19 protein-coding genes are annotated in these 20,623 nt (G+C 47.8%); 9 read left to right on the top strand and 10 right to left on the bottom strand.

Translation table 11 applies throughout. The annotated features are described in order from the left end of the window. Nucleotides 1-59: 59 nt before the first annotated feature. The 5 genes from glpG to HG547_RS06395 form a co-directional block, all read right to left on the bottom strand. Entirely contained in the window at nt 60-902 is an 843-nt protein-coding gene (gene glpG / locus HG547_RS06415; RefSeq protein WP_169547348.1) for a rhomboid family intramembrane serine protease GlpG, read from the bottom strand. Beyond that, complete coding sequence (glpE, locus tag HG547_RS06410; protein WP_037429864.1) at nt 899-1,204, bottom strand: thiosulfate sulfurtransferase GlpE; 306 nt, start codon at nt 1,202-1,204, stop codon at nt 899-901. Before glpE ends, glpG begins: the two co-directional genes overlap by 4 nt. Before the next feature lie 98 nt (nt 1,205-1,302). Continuing rightward, nucleotides 1,303-2,328, bottom strand: a complete 1,026-nt coding sequence (gene tdh / locus HG547_RS06405) for an L-threonine 3-dehydrogenase (RefSeq protein WP_037429853.1) — start codon at nt 2,326-2,328, stop codon at nt 1,303-1,305. Nucleotides 2,329-2,339: 11 nt separating this feature from the next. Continuing rightward, nucleotides 2,340-3,533, bottom strand: a complete 1,194-nt coding sequence (locus tag HG547_RS06400; protein ID WP_169547347.1) for a glycine C-acetyltransferase — start codon at nt 3,531-3,533, stop codon at nt 2,340-2,342. A gap of 259 nt (nt 3,534-3,792) precedes the next feature. Next, entirely contained in the window at nt 3,793-4,440 is a 648-nt protein-coding gene (locus HG547_RS06395) for a TetR/AcrR family transcriptional regulator (RefSeq protein ID WP_037424052.1), read from the bottom strand. A 245-nt stretch (nt 4,441-4,685) separates the two neighbouring features. Here HG547_RS06395 and waaA point away from each other — a divergent pair, with 245 nt between their 5' ends. Further along, a complete protein-coding gene (gene waaA, locus HG547_RS06390; RefSeq protein ID WP_169547346.1) occupies nt 4,686-5,957 on the top strand; it encodes a lipid IV(A) 3-deoxy-D-manno-octulosonic acid transferase in 1,272 nt (423 codons plus the stop codon). 13 nt (nt 5,958-5,970) lie between these two features. Here the strand turns inward: waaA and HG547_RS06385 are convergent, their stop codons facing one another. Beyond that, nucleotides 5,971-6,723 carry a 3-deoxy-D-manno-octulosonic acid kinase gene (locus HG547_RS06385; RefSeq protein WP_169547345.1) on the bottom strand — a complete coding sequence of 251 codons (753 nt, stop codon included), beginning with the start codon at nt 6,721-6,723 and terminating at the stop codon, nt 5,971-5,973. An 88-nt stretch (nt 6,724-6,811) separates the two neighbouring features. Between HG547_RS06385 and HG547_RS06380 the strand changes: the two genes are divergently transcribed. The 3 genes from HG547_RS06380 to HG547_RS06370 are packed head-to-tail and all read left to right on the top strand — an operon-like array spanning nt 6,812 to nt 10,089. Further along, the gene (locus HG547_RS06380) at nt 6,812-7,855 is read left to right on the top strand and encodes a glycosyltransferase family 9 protein (RefSeq protein WP_169547344.1); all 1,044 of its coding nucleotides are present in this window, start codon (nt 6,812-6,814) and stop codon (nt 7,853-7,855) included. Nucleotides 7,856-7,907: 52 nt separating this feature from the next. After that, the gene (locus HG547_RS06375) at nt 7,908-8,993 is read left to right on the top strand and encodes a glycosyltransferase (RefSeq protein ID WP_169547343.1); all 1,086 of its coding nucleotides are present in this window, start codon (nt 7,908-7,910) and stop codon (nt 8,991-8,993) included. A 19-nt stretch (nt 8,994-9,012) separates the two neighbouring features. Then, nucleotides 9,013-10,089 carry a CDP-glycerol glycerophosphotransferase family protein gene (locus tag HG547_RS06370; protein ID WP_144346351.1) on the top strand — a complete coding sequence of 359 codons (1,077 nt, stop codon included), beginning with the start codon at nt 9,013-9,015 and terminating at the stop codon, nt 10,087-10,089. A 35-nt stretch (nt 10,090-10,124) separates the two neighbouring features. On the opposite strand, the gene HG547_RS06365 is transcribed toward HG547_RS06370, so the two are convergent. Beyond that, on the bottom strand, nt 10,125-11,297 hold the full coding sequence (locus HG547_RS06365) for a glycosyltransferase family 4 protein (protein WP_144346352.1): 1,173 nt from the start codon (nt 11,295-11,297) through the stop codon (nt 10,125-10,127). Between the two features lie 316 nt (nt 11,298-11,613). Then, complete coding sequence (locus HG547_RS06360) at nt 11,614-12,684, bottom strand: glycosyltransferase (protein WP_169547342.1); 1,071 nt, start codon at nt 12,682-12,684, stop codon at nt 11,614-11,616. A 276-nt stretch (nt 12,685-12,960) separates the two neighbouring features. On the opposite strand from HG547_RS06360, the gene coaD reads away from it, so the two are divergent. Together coaD and HG547_RS06350 are read left to right on the top strand one after the other, a co-directional pair. Continuing rightward, the gene (gene coaD, locus HG547_RS06355) at nt 12,961-13,452 is read left to right on the top strand and encodes a pantetheine-phosphate adenylyltransferase (RefSeq protein WP_169547341.1); all 492 of its coding nucleotides are present in this window, start codon (nt 12,961-12,963) and stop codon (nt 13,450-13,452) included. A gap of 66 nt (nt 13,453-13,518) precedes the next feature. Beyond that, on the top strand, nt 13,519-14,991 hold the full coding sequence (locus HG547_RS06350; RefSeq protein WP_088212768.1) for a capsule assembly Wzi family protein: 1,473 nt from the start codon (nt 13,519-13,521) through the stop codon (nt 14,989-14,991). Between the two features lie 58 nt (nt 14,992-15,049). Here HG547_RS06350 and HG547_RS06345 read toward each other — a convergent pair whose 3' ends face one another. Together HG547_RS06345 and HG547_RS06340 are read right to left on the bottom strand one after the other, a co-directional pair. Then, nucleotides 15,050-16,057 (bottom strand): NAD-dependent epimerase, encoded by a 1,008-nt coding sequence (locus HG547_RS06345; RefSeq protein WP_169547340.1) that lies wholly within the window; start codon nt 16,055-16,057, stop codon nt 15,050-15,052. Between the two features lie 24 nt (nt 16,058-16,081). Continuing rightward, on the bottom strand, nt 16,082-17,245 hold the full coding sequence (locus HG547_RS06340) for a nucleotide sugar dehydrogenase (RefSeq protein WP_169547363.1): 1,164 nt from the start codon (nt 17,243-17,245) through the stop codon (nt 16,082-16,084). 234 nt (nt 17,246-17,479) lie between these two features. Between HG547_RS06340 and HG547_RS06335 the strand changes: the two genes are divergently transcribed. The 3 genes from HG547_RS06335 to HG547_RS06325 are packed head-to-tail and all read left to right on the top strand — an operon-like array spanning nt 17,480 to nt 20,610. Beyond that, nucleotides 17,480-18,211: a glycosyltransferase family 2 protein gene (locus tag HG547_RS06335; RefSeq protein ID WP_169547339.1), complete on the top strand. Its 732-nt coding sequence runs from the start codon at nt 17,480-17,482 to the stop codon at nt 18,209-18,211. A gap of 1 nt (nt 18,212) precedes the next feature. Continuing rightward, the gene (locus HG547_RS06330) at nt 18,213-18,872 is read left to right on the top strand and encodes a VTT domain-containing protein (RefSeq protein ID WP_169547338.1); all 660 of its coding nucleotides are present in this window, start codon (nt 18,213-18,215) and stop codon (nt 18,870-18,872) included. A gap of 13 nt (nt 18,873-18,885) precedes the next feature. Next, nucleotides 18,886-20,610, top strand: a complete 1,725-nt coding sequence (locus tag HG547_RS06325; protein WP_169547337.1) for a glycosyltransferase family 39 protein — start codon at nt 18,886-18,888, stop codon at nt 20,608-20,610. Nucleotides 20,611-20,623: the final 13 nt, after the last annotated feature.

Here is a 20,623-nt window from a genome sequence, read left to right as displayed (position 1 = left end):
GGTAAGCCTTAAGGCTTACCCTGATTATTTAATCGAGCATGTAAGCTATCGCGGTGAGATTAGCGAGTAGTTTTACTGCGACTATCAAACCAGCCTTGGGCGAGACCTATCAATAGACCACCAATATGGGCGCCATTCGCAACTGAAACACCTAAGAAATCCGTAAAGCCTAACACCAGCCAAATCAGCATAAATCCCATATAGGATGGCGGTAAACCTATACCCGCCTCTGGTTTACGTAGTCCCATGACCCAAGTGTAACCGGCGACCGCATACACTACGCCTGACAGCCCGCCAAAGTTGGGACCGCTAACATAGTATTGGACGATATTGGGCAAAGTACCCGCGACCAGTAGCAGGATTAACAGCGGGGCTGTGCCTATGCGAGTCTCGATTTTTCCCCCCAAATACCACCACCAGAGCAAATTGAAGATGATATGCATGGCGGAAAAGTGCATCAGGCTTGGGGTAAACACGCGCCAGAATTCACTAAAACTGGTGTCAGACACTGCGCCAAAATAGGAGAGTGCTTCGTAAACGGGGCTGGCGAAGCCTAAATTCATCGCAGCATAAATCAGTACACAGAGGCCGAAGATGATAAGAGTAACTGAGCCTGCGCCTGTGATAAATTGGGTAAATAGCTGTAAAGAAGGAGCGCCATAGTCGAGCTTAGTATTGGTATCACCATGCTCCCACGAGGCTTGTAAGTATTTGTTATCGTAAGGATGAGCGATAAAATGGGCGAACTCTTTACGGGCTTGCTCGGCATCCTGATCGCGTATAACCAGAATAGCGACTCCCTGCGGCAATGGCTGAATTTGGCAGTCTATCTGTTCACCTTTGAGGTAATCGACAAAGGCCTGCGCGGCTCTGCTGTTGGGGAGTCTGCCAATTTCTATCATGCATTGGCCTCATGCCAAGCGCTAAAGCCACCATCTAGGCTATAAACGTCATCAAACCCTTGCTCACACAGATATTGCGCGGCATTTTGGCTGCTGATGCCATGGTAGCAAACCACTACTAAAGGACTGTCCATATCCGCTTGGCTAATAAAGTGCGCTAGATTCTCGTTATTCAAATTAAATGCGCCATCAATGTGGCCGTTGTTAAAGCTATGACCATCGCGAATATCGACGATTTGCACTGGCTTTGACTCGGTCATTTGCACTAATTGATTCACGCTAAGGTGTTTAAAGGAAGACATAATAAAACCTGAAATAACTGAAAAGGGATAAGCGATGGGATAAGTGTGCAACATGGGGCTGCATGTGTACAGCCCCGTGATTGGCATAGCTAAGAGAATTAATCCCAGCTGAGGATGACTTTACCGGATTGGCCTGAGCCCATTGCGTCGAAGCCTTTTTGGAAATCATCAATCTTGTAGTGATGCGTGATGATAGGCGAAATATCTAAGCCAGATTGGATCAAGCTTGCCATCTTGTACCAGGTTTCGAACATTTCACGGCCGTAAATGCCTTTGATGACCAGACCCTTGAAGATCACTTTGCTCCAATCAATCGCCATTTCACCACCCGGAATACCGAGCATCGCGATTTTGCCGCCGTGGTTCATGGTATCTAACATGGCGTGGAAGGCAGAAGGTACGCCAGACATTTCTAGACCCACGTCAAACCCTTCGGTCATTCCGAGTTCTTTCATCACGTCTTTCAGGTTTTCCTGAGCCACGTTAACGGCACGGGTAGCACCCATTTTACGGGCCAACTCTAAGCGGTATTCGTTAACGTCGGTAATGACCACATGACGAGCGCCAACGTGGCGACATACGGCCGCAGCCATAATTCCGATAGGACCAGCGCCAGTGATTAACACGTCTTCGCCCACTAAGTCGAATGACAGCGCTGTGTGTACTGCGTTACCGAATGGATCGAAGATAGAGGCTAAATCGTCGCTGATATCATCGGGGATTTTGAAGGCGTTAAAGGCCGGGATAACCAAATATTCGGCAAATGAACCTTCGCGGTTTACACCCACACCTGAGGTGTTACGGCATAAATGGGTACGACCTGCGCGGCAGTTACGGCAGTGGCCGCAGGTGATATGGCCTTCGCCAGAAACGCGGTCACCAATGTTAAAGCCACGAACTTCTTGACCTATATCAACCACTTCACCCACATACTCGTGACCTACCACCATAGGCACAGGAATGGTTTTTTGTGACCATTCGTCCCAGTTGTAGATGTGCATGTCGGTGCCACAAATGGCGGTCTTTTTAATCTTGATCAGCAGATCGTTATGGCCCATTTCAGGCTTAGGCGCATCGACTAACCAAATGCCTTTTTCGGCTTTTAACTTGCTTAGTGCTTTCATTTTGTAGGGTCCTAAATAATCGCCATTTCTTTAGCGATACGGGTAAAGGCTTCAATCGCTTTGTCGAGTTGCTCACGGGTGTGGGCCGCCGACATTTGAGTACGGATACGGGCTTGTCCCTTTGGCACGACTGGGAAGGAGAAGCCGATAACGTAAATATGTTCTGCTAATAAGCGGTTAGCGAAATCGCTCGCCAATTTGGCATCGCCAATCATCACTGGGATAATTGCGTGGTCGGCACCACCTAAGGTAAAGCCTGCCGCTGACATTTTTTCGCGGAAGTAACGGCTGTTTTCCCATACCGCTTCACGCAGTGCTTGGCCCGATTTGAGCATCTCTAATACATGGATAGAGGCAGTTACAATCGAAGGCGCCAATGAGTTAGAGAATAGGTAAGGGCGAGAGCGTTGACGTAACCAGTCGATGACTTCTTTTTTACCTGAAGTGAAACCGCCCGATGCACCGCCTAAGGCTTTGCCTAAGGTGCCAGTGATAATATCGACGCGACCCATCACACCGCAGTGCTCGTGGGAACCGCGGCCGTTTTGGCCAACAAAGCCCACGGCGTGTGAGTCGTCAACCATCACTAATGCACCGTATTTATCGGCTAGATCACACACGCCTTGCAGGTTGGCGATGACGCCGTCCATTGAGAATACACCGTCGGTGGCGATCAAAATATTGCGCGCGCCAGCTGTTTTTGCGGCGATCAGTTGCGTCTCTAAATCCGCCATATCGTTGTTGCCGTAACGGAAACGTTTGGCCTTACATAAACGCACGCCATCGATGATAGAGGCATGGTTTAAGGCGTCGGAAATAATCGCATCTTCGGCATCCAACAGGGTTTCGAACAGGCCTGCGTTGGCGTCGAAGCAAGAAGAGTACAGAATCGTGTCTTCCATGCCGAGGAACTCACTCAGGCTGGCTTCGAGTTGCTTGTGGATGTCTTGGGTTCCACAAATAAAACGGACCGACGCCATACCAAAGCCGTGGCTGTCTAAGCCTTGCTGTGCGGCTTTGATTAGTTCTGGGTGGTTGGCTAGGCCTAGATAGTTGTTGGCGCAAAAGTTAACAACTTCTTGGTGATTAACTTGAATGGCTGTCTGTTGCGGTGAGGCAATAACACGCTCGCTTTTATATAAACCTTCGGCTTTGATATCCGCAAGCTGTTGATTAATCTGTGCGTAGAATGAGGTAGAGGCCACCTGATATCTCCTTAGTTAACTTTATTCTGATTCTGGGAGTTGCGGCATTCTAACGCTAAACCCTATCGGCCTACAGCCTTTTTTTCATGCTGGTTAGCTAGATAAATTAGTTTAGGGCTAAAGGGGTTGTTACATTATAAAAACTAATGTGCAACATGGTCGGCATGTATGTCGCATCACCGCCAACGGCATGAATTGAGCCCGCATTTAGCGCGTTTAACCTGTTGAGTTTAGCGCTAAATGCGACGGCGTTGGACGATTAAAGCGAATCTTGGGTCGCTAACTCGTGGTAGTGCTGCTCTAAACGACAGAAGGTCGCTTGGGAGGTTGGCGTGGCGTAGGCCTTAAAAATCATCAATACCCGCAATACTCCTTCGTACAAAATGCCTTTAGTGATGGTGGACGTGCTCGACTGGGTAAGCTGATAACCAATCCAAAAACTCACAATCATCTTGATGGTGTCTGCAAGTGGGGTGATTTTATCGTTATCAATATTTAAAAAACCATCCTGCTTGAGTTTACCTAGCACGTGACTTGAACGGGTTAATACTTGCTGCTGGGCGTGCAAATATCGGCTTTTTAATTCTTCATCGCGGGCGAGGATATCGGCCAAATTGGCGTACATAAAACGGAATTGCCACAGGGTGTAAAACATCGCATCAAAATAGCCGATCAGCTGTTCTACGTTGACTTGCTCGCCCTCATAGGGCTGAAACCCAGATTCAAGGTGCGCCTCGTAGAGACTGAAGATCGACTGAATAATATCTTCCTTATTACGGAAGTGGTAATAAAGATTCCCGGGACTCATATTTAGGTGAGCGGCAATATGATTGGTGGTGATATTTCGTTCGCCATGCTCATTGAACAGCTCAAGGCTGGCGTAAATAATTTTGTCGCGGGTTTTCATATGTTTTCCAAGTGGCTAGTGAACGCTGCAAATTGACTAAAGAAGGCTAACCAACGACCGCTACACTGCTGGTAAATTATCCCTAATTTAAAACCCTATTGATTAAGCCCCAACGCACAAAAATTCAATAGGATTGGTATACGCAAACAACTTCGAGAGGCTTGAACTCGTATCTTGAGGTCGCTTGGGTATATTATGCTAACATTGCCGTTATCCAACAGGCAAAATCTCATCAGCACGATTTTATGAATCGATTTTTTTACAGTGTGTTGCTTTATCTTTTATCCCCTCTACTCATTGTCTATTTGGCTTTTAGAGCCATTAAAAGTCCAGACTATCGTGGCCGTTGGGGCGAACGCTTCGGATTAGCCCAACTTAAACCGACGGATTTACTGATCCATTCGGTGTCGATGGGAGAAACGCTCGCGGCTATTCCCTTGATCCGTTTGATTATGCAAACGCACCCTGAGCTAAGCATTACGGTTACTACCACCAGTCCCACTGGCTCTGCCGAGGTACGCAAAGCCTTTGGTGATCAAGTGCAGCACTGCTATTTGCCCTTCGATTTGCCTTGGTGTGTGAGCCGTTTTCTGCGCCAGTTATCCCCTAAATGGTGCATCATAATGGAAACTGAGTTATGGCCGAATCTGTTGGCACTGGCGGCTAAGCGCGGCGTGCGCTTGATGCTCGCCAATGCTAGGCTGTCGGCTAAATCGGCGGCGCAGTATGCCAAGCGTTCGCAATTAAGTCGTCCCATGTTGCAACGCTTAGATGTGATTGCGGTGCAGACCCAAGTTGAAGCGCAGCGATTTATCGACCTTGGAGTGCCTGCTGACAGAGTGACTGTTTGCGGCAGTTTGAAGTTTGATTTAAGTATTACGCCCGAGCGCTTAACCCTCGCACGAGCGCTTCGGCAAGCTTGGGGGCGTGAGACGGCGCCCGTGTGGGTAGCAGGCAGTGTTCACCCCGGTGAGTTTGATGCCATGTTAAGTGCCCATAAACGGTTGCTCGCTAAGTGGCCGGAGGCGCTGCTGATCATTGTGCCGCGTCACCCAGAGCAGTTTGTGGCGGTGGCGGAGGTTGCCGCTAGCCAAGGTTTTGAATATGTGCGCCGCAGTGATGCTCAAGCAATTACTGCCACGACGCAGGTGCTGGTGGGCGATACCATGGGTGAACTATTAACCTTTTATGGCGCGGCCGATCAAGCCTTTGTGGGAGGTACTTTGATTGAAAATGGCGGCCATAATCCCCTCGAACCCGCGGCCATGGGCGTGCCAGTAATGGTAGGGCCAAATCATTGGGATTTTGCCCAAATTACCCAAATGTTGGCAGATGCGGGTGGCTTGCGGATTGTGAGTTCAGGGCAAGAGTTGGGGGATAATTTAATTCAGTATTTTGAGCAGCCGATTTTACGCCAACAAGCCGCTGAAGCAGGCCTTGCCGTGGTAGAAGCCAATCGTGGTGCTTTGCAGCGTCAGTTTGCTCTCGCCGAATCGTTACTGAGCCAAACAGCCTAGTGCCACTGAGGTATTAGGCTTTTGGGATAATTGAATGATAACCCTCGAGCAATGCAGCCCAGTTAGCGGGTGTAAAGGCAAGTGTTTGCTGCTTACCTTGTTCTTTATTGAAGGAGCGTAGCAGCCTTTCAAGGTTCGCCTTCTGCCATTGGGCATTGGGCGTTTTGATTTCACCCCTGTCAAAATCAATCAGATAAAAGCGCTCTTGTGCACCGTTCATTTGCTGTGGTTGCCACAAAATGTTCTTTGCGTTTAAGTCGGCATGGTAAACGCCGCGGCGATGAAACTGGGCAATGGTGGCGCCAAGAGCTTGCCATTGGGCTTGGCTCATCGTGCCTTTGGTTAACTTAGCGACCAAGTCTTCGGCGCCATCGACCCGCTCAATAATAATGTCGGCACGGTAAAACAAGCCATCACGCACAACATTGGCGGCAATAGGTTTAGGCACGGCAAATTGCTCACGGTAAAGCAGGTCAAGCAGCCTTAATTCACCCATGGCGCGAGTGTTTTCAAGCCCGGTATAGAAGTAGGCATCCTTACTGAATTTCTCCATCAGGCCGCCGCGCCAGTAATGCCGCAGTACCCAATGACTGTGTTCAAATGCTACAAACCAAGTGGTATAGCGGCCCTTGGATGAACCCACAACTGCAGCTTTTTCGCGCCAAAAATCGACCGAGAACCAAGCCGGCGTGATGTCCTCTGGCGTATCTTGGCAAAGTGCCATATAGCCATTGGCAGTATTTATGATTTTGATTTGTGCGTTCATGGGAGATTTGTTGACTTAAGCGTGGCACCTGCGGCCATTCTACATTAAGATCCTCAGCTTGCGCCAAATAACCTTAAGGGCTATTCGCTTGAGTTTAGATATTAACACCATGAATTCTCTCTGCCTGTTGAGGCTATCGGCTATCGGTGACGTCTGTCATGCCGTGGCGATGGTGCAGGCCATTCAGCGCCAATATCCTCAGCTCAAAATCACTTGGGTGATAGGTAAACTTGAATATCAGTTGCTGAAGCACTTGCCCGGTATTGAGTTTGTAATTTTCGATAAATCCCAAGGCTGGCGTAGCTATTTTTATCTACATAAGGCATTGAAAGGCCGCCGATTTGATGTGCTGCTGCATATGCAAGTGGCGCTGCGTGCAACCTTGGCATCCCTCGCTATTTCGGCAAAGGTTCGGGTCGGATTCGACCGTGCCCGCGCCAAAGAAGGTCAATGGCTAGTCACCAATCATAGAGTAGAACCTTTAGCTCAACCCCATGTGCTCGATGGCTTTATGGGGTTCGCCAAGGCGATTGGTGTTAGCGATATTACCCCGAGTTGGAATATTCCTGTCCCTCAAGCGGACACTGAATTTGCCCAGCGCCATATTGTCGATGATGAGAAGGTATTAGTCATTTGCGCGGCCGCCAGTAAAGCTGAGCGTAATTGGCTGCCCGAGCGTTATGCCGCGGTGGCGCAACATGCGGTGAATAAGGGGTATCGAGTCATTCTCTGCGGTGGCCCAACAGCACTTGAAAAGACATTGGCCGACGATATTGCCAATGCGTGCTCTGCCAAACTCGATAACTTGGTCGGCAAAACCAGTTTGACCCAATTGCTGGCTCTACTGAAACGCGCCAGCCTTGTGCTCGCGCCCGATACTGGCCCTGCACATATGGCGGTCACTCAAGGGACGCCAGTCATAGGTTTATATGCCCATTCCAACCCAGGTCGCACCGGGCCTTATTTATCGCAGCAATATGTGGTGAGCGCCTATCAAGAGGCCATCGCCTCACAGCAAAGCGGTGAGGTGAAATGGGGCACCCGAGCCAAGGGTGAGCACCTTATGGCGCTAATTAGTGTTGACGCTGTGATAGAGAAATTTGATCAGGTTATTCAGCAGACACACAGTTAACCACTGTTAGCCTGTCACCCTGAGTTTTAGATTATCGTTTAGGAGAAAAATCATGCGGATAGCCATAGCCATCGACAGTTTAGCGGGTGGTGGAGCCGAGAAGGTCATGATTACCTTGGCAAAGCAGTTTATTAGCCTAGGGCATGAGCCGCATTTTTTGGTCATGGAAGATAATCGTTATTACGAAACCCCAGACAATTTACCTGTTCATCAATGCTTTGCCGACAAAGATAAAGATTATGACCACTTCGGGCGTCTGGGCGCATCGGTCGATAAGTTACGGGCAAAGATTGCCGAGATTGAGTCCCGAGTCGGTAAGTTCGATCTGTTTTTATCCAATCTTGATAAAACCAACTTGATGATGACCAAAACCGGGGTGACACCACTCTATGTGATTGTGCACTCATCAGTTGAAGAAGAATTGAGTCGTCAGTTTAAGTTAGGCCCCTTCGCCTACTTCAAGAAACTGCGGGCTAAAAAGGCGCTCAATGGCCAGCATTTGATCACTGTATCCAATGGCATCGCTAAAGAGATTCAAGCCAAGGGACGTTTGCACCCAGCATCAATGCGAACCATCTACAATCCATTTGAATTTAATGAGATAGTTGCTCAGTCACAGCAAGATAATTCGCAAATCCCTCAGGGTGACTATCTGATCCATGTGGGGCGTTTTGCTAAGCAGAAGCGCCACGATGTGTTGTTTGAGGCTCTAAAACAGACCCAAAATCAGCTACCCGTAGTGTTGTTATGCCATAACCATAAGAAGGCAATTAAAGCAGCGAAGAAATTCGGCATCGAGAAGCGCTTAATCATTCCTGGATTCCAGAGTAATCCTTTTCCTTGGATCAAACGTGCGAAAGCACTGGTGCTGAGTTCCGATTTCGAAGGATTGCCGACGGTATTAATCGAATCCTTAGCCTGTGGCACACCAGTGGTGAGTACCGATTGCCCACACGGACCGAATGAGATTTTGACCGGAAATCTGGCTCCCTATCTTGTGCCCCGTCGTAATCCTGCGGCCTTGGCGAAGATGATTGACGCCGTGGTCGCGCAGCCGCCATCCCTCGAACATGTTGAGATTTTAGCTAAGGTGGATGCGACTGCGATTGCCGAACAATATCTCGCGCTAGCGAAATAATTTACCCGAGGAGAAAGCGGTGGAAGCGCGCAAATCAAACAAAAGACGTTATTTGTTCTACATCGCACAGAACTATTCCTATGCGATGCTAAGGCCGCTGCAGCAAGTGATTCTGGCGCGTGGCGATGAGGCGTGTTGGTTCCTCGAGGGCCGTGAGGTAGACCCTAAATTCCTTAAAGCGGATGAAAAACGCTTACTCGATATCGATGCCGTTAAGGCATGGAAACCCGATGCCGTGTTCGTGCCGGGTAACGTAGTGCCAAGTTTTATCCCTGGGGTAAAAGTAGGGGTGTTCCACGGTTTTAACGCGGGCAAAATGAATCATAAGGGGCGAGAAGATCACTTCGAAATCCGCGATTGCTTTGACCTGTATTGCACCCAAGGGCCGGCGACGACGCTACCTTTCCTTGAGCTAGAGAAAAAATTCGGCACCTTTACCGTAGCCGAAACGGGCTGGCCAGCGCTCGATCCTTTATTTCTTGAAAATAAAGATAATCCTTACATTAAGCCCGATGATCCTCGGCCTGTAGTGCTGTTTTGCTCGACATTCTCCCCCAGTCTGACCTGTGCGCCTGAGGTATTTGAGCAGATTAAAGCCCTGTCGCAAAAGAGCCAGTGGCGCTGGTTGGTACAATTCCATCCTAAGATGAAACCTAGCATTGTTGAGCAATACAAGACTCTCGAAAATGAGAATCTGCAGTTTGTGGAAACCGACAACGTGATCCCTCTTTTGCAGGCGGGAGATGTGATGCTCTGCGATACCTCTTCGATTTTATTGATGTTTTTAATGCAGCGTAAGCCTGTAGTGACCTTTAAAAATCAGTCACCGAAGGCGCATTTAATCGATATTAACCGAGTCGAAGAGATTGAACCTGCACTCACTCGAGCGCTCAGCCGCCCCGATGATTTGATGGCGCATATCCATGATTATTGTAATCAAATTCACCCCACGGGAGATGGTCAGTCTAGCCAGCGTGTACTCGCGGCGACCGATGCTCTGATTGATAAGGGAACCGCTTGGCTTAAACCTAAGCCATTGAACCTACTGCGACACTTTAAAATGCGCCGCAAGTTAGGTTATTGGAAATTGTTTTAAGAAACAGTAAGGCCGACATAGTGTCGGCCTTGTTTTTAGCTTTGCGCTTTAGTCTCTTCAACCAGCTTAAAGATAATCTCTTGCATGTTTTTCTGAAAATCTTCAATGCTGTGGTTAGCTTTGATGTAGTTCACCGCTTTTAGCGCCAGCTCTTGGCGGAGCGGCTCGTTTTCCATCAAATGGCGGATACCGTCGACAAAGAGTGGGACTTTATCGAAACCATCCCCTAATACCGTGCCAGTAAATACCCCAAATTGGCTGGTGAGTTCATCGGGATCACGACAGCTCACGAGCAGCGTTCCGTAGGATAAGGCTTCCAAAAACGAAATCGGTAGTGCCTCGTGGATTGAGGTATTCACTAAAATCTTAGCGTCCTTAATCAACTGTGCCTTTTTCTCTCCCTCAACATGCCCCACAAAGTGTAAGTTAGGGATGTCGAGGTAGTTATTCATGATGGATTGGTTTTTCTTCGATTGTCTAAAGGATTGACCAAGCATGAAAAACTCATATTCTGGCATCAGTTTGGCAATCTCACAGAACAACCAGCCACGCTTAACCGACTCGATACGGCCGAGGAAGATAATGTGATTTTTCTTCGGGTGGGTTTCGACATCGAAGCTGTGATCGATTTCGATAGGATTAGGTAAGTATTTGATCTCGGTTTTATCGTCGAGGTTATAAAGATCCCGCGCTTTTCTATCGAGAAAACGTGCTTGAGAAATAAACGAGACTTTACCCGCTGCCCATAGGTCGTGGACAAACTGATAAATGTTGCTATCCCAATAACTTTTCTCAGGAAAGAGTTTTACGGTATTAATTTCGTCCCACTCGTAATCGGGGCGAGGATCTTGAACCCAGAACAACAGTTTTTTATCGATATTTGGGATTGTTTTAAGAATACGATAGGAATGTGTCGTCATTTCGATGGATAAGAAAAGATCATAGTTTTTCTTTTTTAAGAATCTAATATTAAGAAAATCCATAAACTTAGCAGCAAGACGATACACTTTGATACCATCAATCATATAACGACGGGGAATTAAGCGCTGTTTACTACAATCTTTCTTTATCAGTACTTCTACTTCAATATTCTCATTGGGTAAGTGTTTGGCGATCAGATGACGGGCAAGAAAGCCGTATCCACCGTACACTGTACCTGTACCACCAAAATATTCATCGACTAATAAAGCGACCTTTAGCTTACCCATAATTACCCCAAAAATACTCACAACGTCCATTTGTGAGACAAATTTATTCGAAGACGAGTATTTTGAGGTTTTTAATTCTGGCGATCAATTAAATAATTATTTTATTAATACAGAACGGAGTTTTATATAGCTAGGTTTTTTAAATGTGTTTAATTTGTATCAGTTTAATAAAAGCATTAGGGTGATTAATTGAATTAAAAACATAATTGATACAATTGTTGTATAAATATTTAATGCGCACCCATTCTGTATCAATTTGTTGCAATTTTAATTAAAACGCCAATATAAGAAATGGCGTTCTAATTAAAATGGTAATTTATTGCGCTAAGTTAATATATTGAGCGGCAATATATTGGCTATCTACTGCCTTTAATATGTCTAGATTGTTTAAAGCAGGTGGTGAGGCTAAGCACTCTAGTGCCTTTTGCGCCAGCAGCGCGGGTTGGCGAACGGGGACGAGATATTGTGCTAAATGGCCTGTGAGAATTTCATTGGGCCCGTGGGGGCAATCCGTACTGACGACAGGCGTTCCACAGGCTAAAGACTCAATTACAACGGTCGGTAAGCCTTCAAAATCTGAGCTGAGTAACATCAACTCGGCCTTGGCAATCCAAGCGTAGGGATTGTGTTGAAACCCTGGAGTGATGATTCTGTGTTCGACACCGTATTTCTTGGCCAGTTTGCGCGCCTTTTTGGGGCGGTTGCACAGCAGGACAAGTTTAGGGGCTGTTGGCATATCCCTAAGTGCCTTAAACAAAATATCGTGGCGCTTTTGCCGTGTCACGCGGCCGACATGGATCATATAAGGCTCGTTTGGGATTTCGGCAATAACTTCCTGAGTCTTCTTACGGATTTCCTCTAATCTAAAGGGATTATAGATTGTCTGAACGCTTTGTGGTTTGAGCCAGGAAGTGGCTCTGAGCTCATCGGCGATGCCATTGGAAACCGTGATGATTTTTTTGCCTATCAGTGCCTTGGCTTTTTTCCAGCGGCGCCAGAAATGCACTGGACCGCGCTTTAATTCCATCAATAGCTCTTGCTTAAGGGCGCAGTGGCAAAAGTAGTAGCAGGGTTCGAAGTCGCAACCCGATACAACTACATCGCAGTCGGTCGAGTTACTTAAAAATAGCGAGAACTTACCCGATTGTTCCGCTTCGGCCACCTTGGCCTTCAGGCGTTGTCTTTGTTCCTGTAGGCTTGGCTTTTGGCCTGCGTCAAACAGGTAATGAATCGTCACATTTTCTGGCGGCATAAAATCTCCCTCTTTATGGAACACAAAGAGGTGAACATCTTGTCCGGCTTCCTGCAGCACTTCGGCCTGAGATAAGGCAATTTTGACCGTGCCATTCGAGAAAAAGTTATGGCAAAAAATGGCGATTTTTTTCATATAAGTGCTCTGATTACGTGGACTTAATCGGTTGCAGTATGGTTTTAATTCTCCTCGGTTGGATGAAAAACCATTGCCTACTTAATCCAATATATTGCGAGTCGGTATTATATCAGTTCATGCCTTTACATGGGCTTAATCCGAGGAATTCTTGCCAGTATTTCAATTTTTAATGGGATTTTGGGTGGTTTTTATCTGGAAGATTCACTCAAGTGGCTAAAACGAGTAGACTGGCGGCAATGATTTTTAGGTATTTATCTGAGTCGAGCCAGCAAAGTGCATACAAGAGTAATTTATCCTGGGACGTTTGATCCCATTACCAATGGTCATGCCGATTTGATTGAGCGTGCAGCTAAGTTGTTTAAGCATGTGATTATTGGCATTGCGGCTAATCCATCTAAGCTGCCAAGATTTACTCTTGAGGAGCGCGTTGAGCTGGTAAACCGCGTCACGGCCCATTTGGATAATGTGGAAGTGGTTGGGTTTTCGGGCTTGCTGGTGGATTTTGCCAAGGAACAGCGTGCGAGCGTGCTAGTGCGTGGTTTGCGTGCAGTTTCCGACTTTGAATATGAATTCCAATTGGCCAACATGAATCGCAGATTAAGCCCTGATCTCGAGAGCGTGTTTTTAACACCGGCCGAAGAAAACTCCTTTATTTCTTCCACCTTAGTGAAGGAAGTTGCGCTGCATGGCGGCGATGTGAGTCAATTTGTACATCCTGAGGTGGCAAGCGCGTTGACCGCCAAGCTTAACCTTGCAAAAGCCTGATAAGGCTGAGTATTTCCATAAAACCTTTGAGGCATCAGGCCTCGCGATGATAATGAAAAGGATGTTATGAAGGCTTTTTTGACCCCCACTATCCTCGCTGCTAGCGTTGCATCTGGTTTATTGTTTTCTGCTTCCGTTGCTGCCGCCCCTTGGGTGGATGCCTCGGACATTTATTTAAGAGCCGATATTCAAGCACTGGCCGATGCGGGCGTGATCCGTGTGCCTGTGAATACCTTCCCCTTGATGTGGTCGGGGATTGGTGGCGACTTAGCAAAAGTCGAACCCGAACTATTGTCTCCCCGATTAGTGCAAGCCTTTGCCCGAGTTAACTTTTACTATCAAAATGCCGTCGATAATCGCGGCAATGCTAGAGTTAAACTCTCGGGTGCGACCGATCCTGCTCGCTTCCAGCATTATGGCTCCGACTATCGTGAAAAGGGTGAGGCTAAAGCCTCCTACGAATACTTAGGCTCACGAGTGGCTTATAAAACCACAGTCGCCGAGACGTACGATCCGCAAGATAACAAAAACTTCCGCCTCGATGAGTCTTACTTCGCGGTGATCATGGGTAACTGGATTGCGACTTTAGGTACGGTTGAGCAATGGTGGGGCCCGGGATTTGATTCGGCATTGCATCGTTCTAACAACGCGCGCCCTATGCAGTCACTGTCGCTCAGCCGTAATAATGCTGCCGCCTTCGAAACGCCATGGTTATCTTGGATTGGGCCTTGGACTTTCAAGACCGGTTTTAGCATGGCCGAAAAAGAGCGTGCCGTGCCTAAAACGGCTGAATGGGATATGCGCTTTACCGCCAAACCCCTTCAGCAGTTAGAAATAGGCTTATCTTGGTCGACACTATTTTGTGGCGAAGGGCAAAATTGCGACTTCGATTCCTGGTGGGATTCTGTCGCAGGCAATGCGGTGTGTATCGACGGTTCGGATTCTTGCTTGGCCGATCAGCGCCGTGACGCGGGCCATAGAACCCAGAGCATCGATTTACGTTATGCCGATACTTGGCAGGATATTCCCGTTGGTTTGTACCTTGAACATAGCTGTGAAAACGGCAGCGATTGCGGCTCACTTTGGGGGATAGATACCCATTTCGGCACGTCGGGTAAGCAATTCAAGCTATTTATGGAATACTCGGATACCTTTGTCGAGTGTGATGGCAAGCCTAACTGCTTCTATGAAGATCCTGTCTACCTGAGTGGAGCGCGTTACTACGGCAGAGCCTTAGGTTCGACCTATGATAGCGATGCTCAAGTCTTTGTGTTGGGTTTAGTTGGCCAGTTCCATAACAGCCGCGGTTTTACCTCGCTCCTGCGTTATGCCAAGTTGAATAAAGACGGCACTAATGTGGCGACCACATGGGCGCCACAGCCACCGAAGGAAGACTTGCTGATGCTGGAGCTTTCCTATCGTATGCCTGTGTGGAAGGGCATGTGGAGTCTGGGCGGTACAGTATCGAGATCGGAATTTGATGTACAAGAAAACGATACTAATGCGACTTTCTTCAGCAGTTTTGAATATCGTTTTTAAGCGTTAACTCAATAAAAAGGCCTGCAAATCAGCAGGCCTTTTTGTTTTCTCAAAGAGCTTACTTCGCATAAAACGCGCGGTACCACTCTACAAATCTGTTCACCCCGGTATTGATATCCACTTGGGGTTTATAGCCCACGGCCTTAAATAGATCTTCTGTATCGGCCCAAGTGGAATGCACATCACCGGGCTGCATGGGTAAGAATTGTTTTTTAGCTTCAATGCCGAGCGCACTTTCGAGTGCGGTAATAAAATCCAGCAATTGCACTGGGCTGCCATTGCCGATATTGAATACGCGATAAGGGGCGCTGCTATTAGCCGGTGTACCAGTTTCTACACGCCAGTCTGGTGTTGGGTGAGGGGGGGTGTCTTGCACCCTGATGATGCCCTCAACGATATCGTCGATATAGGTGAAATCACGGCTGAGATCGCCATGGTTATACACATCGATAGTGTCGCCCGCGAGAATGGCTTTTGTGAATTTAAACAAGGCCATATCGGGTCGTCCCCATGGGCCATACACGGTAAAAAAGCGCAAGCCTGTGGTGGGTAATTGATAGAGATGCGAGTAAGTGTGTGACATTAACTCGTTGGCTTTCTTGGTCGCCGCGTATAGGGATATCGGGTGATCGACGCTATCCTCGGTCGAAAATGGCATCTTTTGATTCAAGCCATACACAGAGGATGAAGAGGCATACACTAAATGCTCAATCTTATGGTGCCGACAGCCCTCTAAAATGGTGAGATGCCCAACTAAATTGCTATCGGCATAGGCGAGGGGATTATCGAGGGAGTAGCGTACCCCTGCCTGCGCGGCGAGATGGATAACCCGTTGAAAACCTTGCTCTGCAAACAATGCCGCTATGCCTTCCCTGTCGGCTAAGTCCAGTTTGATAAAACGGAAATTGCTTAAGGCCTCGAGCGGTGCCAGTCGGGCGAGTTTTAAGCCGACATCATAATAGTCATTGAGGTTATCGATACCGACAACCTCATGGCCCTGTGCACAGAGGCGCTCACTGACTTTGGCGCCGATAAATCCGGCGGCGCCTGTGACTAAGTATTTCATAGTAAACCTTTATATTTTGGACGCTTAGTCGTGATGGAACAGATCCCGAGTGTAGACTTTAGCGGCGACATCTTCGAGTTCATTGGCCATACGGTTAGAAATAATCACATCGCACATGGCTTTAAACTCGTGTAAATCGCGGATCACTTTCGAGTTAAAAAACTCGTCTTCCTTGAGTACGGGCTCATAGACTACGACTTCGATGCCCTTGGCCTTGATGCGTTTCATCACGCCCTGTACCGCCGAGGCGCGGAAGTTGTCCGAGTCGGACTTCATGATTAAGCGATAGATACCCACTCGCTTAGGTTGCTTACTGATAATAGCGTTGGCGATAAAATCCTTGCGGGTAGTGTTAGCATCGACAATGGCGCTGATCAGATTGTTGGGCACGTTATTATAGTTGGCCAACAATTGCTTAGTGTCCTTGGGTAGGCAGTAACCACCGTAACCGAAGGAGGGATTGTTATAGTAATCGCCGATGCGCGGATCTAAACATACGCCTTCGATAATCTGGCGGGTGTTAAGCCCACGACTTTCAGCATAGGTGTCCAACTCATTAAAATAGGCGACGCGCATGGCTAAAAATGTATTGGCAAATAACTTAATCGCTTCTGCCTCAGTGCTGTCGGTGAGCAAAATCGGAATATCTTGTTTAATCGCCGCATTAGCAAGAAGGGTTGCAAAGGTTTGGGCGCGAGCTGAACGTTCACCCACAATGATACGAGAGGGGTGAAGGTTATCGTAAAGAGCTTGGCCCTCGCGTAAAAACTCGGGTGAGAACAGAATGTTCTCACTATTTAATCTGGTTCTCAAACTCGCAGTAAAGCCGACGGGTACAGTCGATTTAATAATAATCGTCGTGTCGGGATTCAGGGCGAGGACTTCCTTGGCGACATTTTCGACCGATTGAGTATTAAAGTTGTTGGTTTGCGGATCATAGTCAGTCGGGGTGGCAATAATAACAAAATCGGCGTCTTTGACTGCGTTTTTGTCCATCGTGGCGCGTAGATTTAAGACACTATTGCACAGGTATTCTTCAATCAGGTTGTCCGCGACGGTTGATTTTCGGTCATTGACCAATTTGACTCGTTCAGGTATCAGATCGACGGCAGTGACTTGGTTTTGCTGCGCGAGCAACACCGCATTTGATAGGCCGACATAGCCCATTCCAACCACAACTATGTTCATAGATTCAATAAAGTTTGGCATGTAGTTCTCTAACCTAGCATTTTCTGTGGCGATAAAATATGTCATTTCGATGAAATCCACAGTTCCAAATTAAGTACTCTTTTCTTGCATTTTACGCCTATACAATGCTGGTCTTGCATACGGTTTAATTCATAACATCCTATCAATGCAGATTTTTATTTTGCAACAATCCTATGTTACCGTATTTATGGTCATAAACGCTGGAGTATTAATGTGATTTCAGTTGTCATCCCCGCAAAAGATGAGGTGGGCAATATTGGCCCATTAATGGAAGAGATATGCCAAGCCCTGAAAGGGATGACTGAGTTTGAAATTCTGGTCGTCGATGACGGTAGCCAAGATGACACTTTTGGTGAAGTCATCGATACCGCTGAACTGATGCAGTGCAACGCAAAAGCTATTCGTCACGAGCGCAGTACTGGCCAAAGTACCGCAATATTTACAGGCGTTTTACATGCCCGCGGTAAATACATCGTTACCTTAGATGCCGATGGGCAAAACGACCCTGCGGATATTCCCGCCATGTTGGCACAACTGCCGCAAATTCATGCCGAACACTTTTGTATTGCCGGTTACCGCAAAAACCGTAAAGACACGGCGTGGAAGCGATTCCAGTCCCGCTTTGCTAATAAAGTGCGTGATGCACTGTTACAGGATGGCGTACCCGATACCGGTTGTGGCCTAAAACTCTTCCCCCGTGAAACCTTCCTTCGTATGCCTTACTTCGACCATATGCACAGATATATCCCTGCACTCGTGCGCCGCATGGGGGGAGAAGTATTTATTGCTGTGGTAAATCATAGGGATCGCCAGGTAGGCGTTTCTAAATATACCGCTTGGAATCGGGTCTGGGTCGGGATTGTCGACATCATGGGCGTAATCTGGCTTGGGCGCAGGGCGAAAATCGCTAAGGTCGCCCGTAGCGAAACCCGCTGGCACGATTAAGATGAAGCGACTCTATAAGGCGGTGTTTATCGTCTTTATTTTGCTGGTGTTAATGTTTGCATCCCTGCAAGGGCTGTTCGAGCATGTGACCGATAGCAATTGGGTGGCGCACTTTATTAAAGCGGAAGGAAACTATGCGTTAATGGCTTTACTAGCAGTGGGCGCCTTATTTACCGCTGTAGGAGGGCCAAGGCAAGTGATCGCTTTTGTGTTTGGTTTTGCTTTAGGTGGTATTTATGGTGGTCTCTTCTCAACGTTGGCGGCTTTGCTTGGCTGTGTGCTGGCGTTTTATACCGCGAGGTTGACGATACGCAGTAGTCTACAGCGGCGTTTTGGCCATCGCTTGCAAAAATTTGAGGCGCTGATCATTCACAGGACCTGGTTAAAAGTCTTAATGATCCGCCTGTTGCCCGTAGGCAGTAATCTGCTGACAAACCTGTTTGCGGGAGCGACGCATATTTCCCCCGGGGGATTTTTATTTGGCAGTATGCTGGGTTATTTACCGCAGATGCTGATTTTTAGTTTTGCGGGTGCGGGTATTGGCTTGTCTGATCATAACCAACTGGGGATCAGTATCGGGCTGTTTATTATCTCGAGTCTTATCGGTGCTTACCTTTACCGTTCTAGCCTGCGTAAGCAGGTGGATGAATTGGAACACTAAATAGGGATTAGGAATGGATGCATTGAATCGTCGTTTCAATAGCGAAGATTATTACCAAGTACTCTGGCCGCTGCTGTTGATGAGTTTGCTGATCTTGCTGGTTGGCATTGGTTTTCGTTCCCCTTGGCCAGCCGACGAGCCGCGGTTTGTTGAGGTCGCGCGGGAGATGGTGGCCTCGGGTCAATGGCTATTCCCTACCCGAGGCGGGGAATATTATCCCGATAAGCCGCCAGTGTTTATGTGGGCGATTGCCCTGTTTTATCAACTCACGGGGTCGTTAAAACTCTCCTTTTTACTCCCCAATGCCTTTTGTGGCTTGCTGACGGTATTTCTTGTCTATGATTTGGGTGCCAGATTGTGGAATGTGCGGGTTGGCCGCAACGCCGCTTTATTGCTCCTCATCGTGCCGCAGTTTTTGATGCAGGCGAAAAATGCCCAGATAGATGCCATGGTGATGTGTTGGATAACCGTGGGATGTTACGGATTAATCAGACATTTTATGCTTGGGCCTAAGTGGCATTGGTATTTTATTGGCTGGGCATTTATGGGGCTTGGGGTGATCACTAAAGGGGTTGGTTTCTTGCCCCTATTGTTGCTCATTCCGATAGGGATTTACGCCTTCAAAGATAAGACCCGTTTCGAGGGCCGTTTAACTTGGCTCTGCCTGGCGGGGCCTTTGGCCATGCTGGCCGTGATTGCCTGTTGGTTAGTGCCAATGGTGATGACGGTTCAAGCCCATGGCACGCCCGAGATGGTGGCCTATCAAAATAACATTTTGTTTAAGCAAACGGGCGAGCGTTACGTCAATGCTTGGCACCATATCAAGCCTTGGTATTTCTTCGTGCTGAGCGTTATCCCTTGGATGTGGTTCCCGATTTCGTTGCTGGTGGTCGCCTATTGGAAACAGTGGCTGCAAAAGGTGAAAGCCGATCCTACCATCGCGATTCTGCTGATTTGGGTCGGGCTAGTGGTACTGTTTTTCAGTATCAGCCCAGGCAAGCGCAACGTGTATATTCTGCCTGCATTGCCTATGTTAGCCCTCGCGGCGTCAGCGGTATTAACGGGCGTTTCGCCCAAAGCTTGGTTTGAAAAACTGGTCACAGGTGTGCTGTGGTTCTTGGGCGCACTCGTGTTAGTGGCTGGTGCGCTGGCATTTATTCATCATCCTGCGCTGGTTAAAGCACTTAAGGATTATACCGATGATCTCACAGGTATTGGTTACTTATTTATTTTGCTCGGGGTGCTTTGGTGTGCCTTGCTGTGGCTGGCGCGTCGTCAGTTTGCACTGGTGAAGGCGGGATTAGTATCTGCCTTGGGCTGGGTGCTGGTGAGCACTTGGGGTTACGCTATGCTTGATGAAATGCGCACCCCCAGAAGCCTGATGCTACATACCGCCGAAGTGATAGGTGAGGATGCCGAGCTTGGGTTAGTAAACTTTAAAGAGCAATTTATTCTGTTCTCGCCCATGAGTGTGACGCATTTTAGTTATCTCGCGCCAGTAGAAGAGCAGGAGCGTAACGCGTGGCAATGGATGCAGGAGAACAAACAGCGTTATGTGTTAGTGCCTAGCGGTGCTGAGCTGAGTTGTTTCGATATTAAAGGCGGTAAGAGCATGGGGATTGCTCACCGTGACGAATGGATTTTGTTATCCGCTGCGGAACTTAAGCCTCAGTGCCAAGCGCCAGAGCGTGAGTACCGTTACTTTACCGATCATCCTGGCCGTTGGTTAAAAGAGTAATCAAACATTATAT

This window comes from Shewanella sp. DNRA4, from assembly GCF_012843185.1.
In the GTDB taxonomy this organism is placed as follows: Bacteria; Pseudomonadota; Gammaproteobacteria; order Enterobacterales; family Shewanellaceae; genus Shewanella; species Shewanella xiamenensis.
This window is presented reverse-complemented; position numbering and strand designations above follow the sequence as displayed.

Excerpts from the sequence above, each read along its gene's own strand:
- HG547_RS06360 (WP_169547342.1), bottom strand. The coding sequence starts at position 12,684 with ATGAAAAAAATCGCCATTTTTTGCCATAACTTTTTCTCGAATGGCACG.
- HG547_RS06345 (WP_169547340.1), bottom strand. The coding sequence starts at position 16,057 with ATGAAATACTTAGTCACAGGCGCCGCCGGATTTATCGGCGCCAAAGTC.
- HG547_RS06395 (WP_037424052.1), bottom strand. The coding sequence starts at position 4,440 with ATGAAAACCCGCGACAAAATTATTTACGCCAGCCTTGAGCTGTTCAAT.
- HG547_RS06330 (WP_169547338.1), top strand. The coding sequence starts at position 18,213 with ATGAAGCGACTCTATAAGGCGGTGTTTATCGTCTTTATTTTGCTGGTG.
- HG547_RS06350 (WP_088212768.1), top strand. The coding sequence starts at position 13,519 with ATGAAGGCTTTTTTGACCCCCACTATCCTCGCTGCTAGCGTTGCATCT.
- HG547_RS06325 (WP_169547337.1), top strand. The coding sequence starts at position 18,886 with ATGGATGCATTGAATCGTCGTTTCAATAGCGAAGATTATTACCAAGTA.
- HG547_RS06375 (WP_169547343.1), top strand. The coding sequence starts at position 7,908 with ATGCGGATAGCCATAGCCATCGACAGTTTAGCGGGTGGTGGAGCCGAG.
- HG547_RS06340 (WP_169547363.1), bottom strand. The coding sequence starts at position 17,245 with ATGAACATAGTTGTGGTTGGAATGGGCTATGTCGGCCTATCAAATGCG.
- HG547_RS06365 (WP_144346352.1), bottom strand. The coding sequence starts at position 11,297 with ATGGGTAAGCTAAAGGTCGCTTTATTAGTCGATGAATATTTTGGTGGT.
- HG547_RS06385 (WP_169547345.1), bottom strand. The coding sequence starts at position 6,723 with ATGAACGCACAAATCAAAATCATAAATACTGCCAATGGCTATATGGCA.
- glpG (WP_169547348.1), bottom strand. The coding sequence starts at position 902 with ATGATAGAAATTGGCAGACTCCCCAACAGCAGAGCCGCGCAGGCCTTT.
- glpE (WP_037429864.1), bottom strand. The coding sequence starts at position 1,204 with ATGTCTTCCTTTAAACACCTTAGCGTGAATCAATTAGTGCAAATGACC.
- waaA (WP_169547346.1), top strand. The coding sequence starts at position 4,686 with ATGAATCGATTTTTTTACAGTGTGTTGCTTTATCTTTTATCCCCTCTA.
- tdh (WP_037429853.1), bottom strand. The coding sequence starts at position 2,328 with ATGAAAGCACTAAGCAAGTTAAAAGCCGAAAAAGGCATTTGGTTAGTC.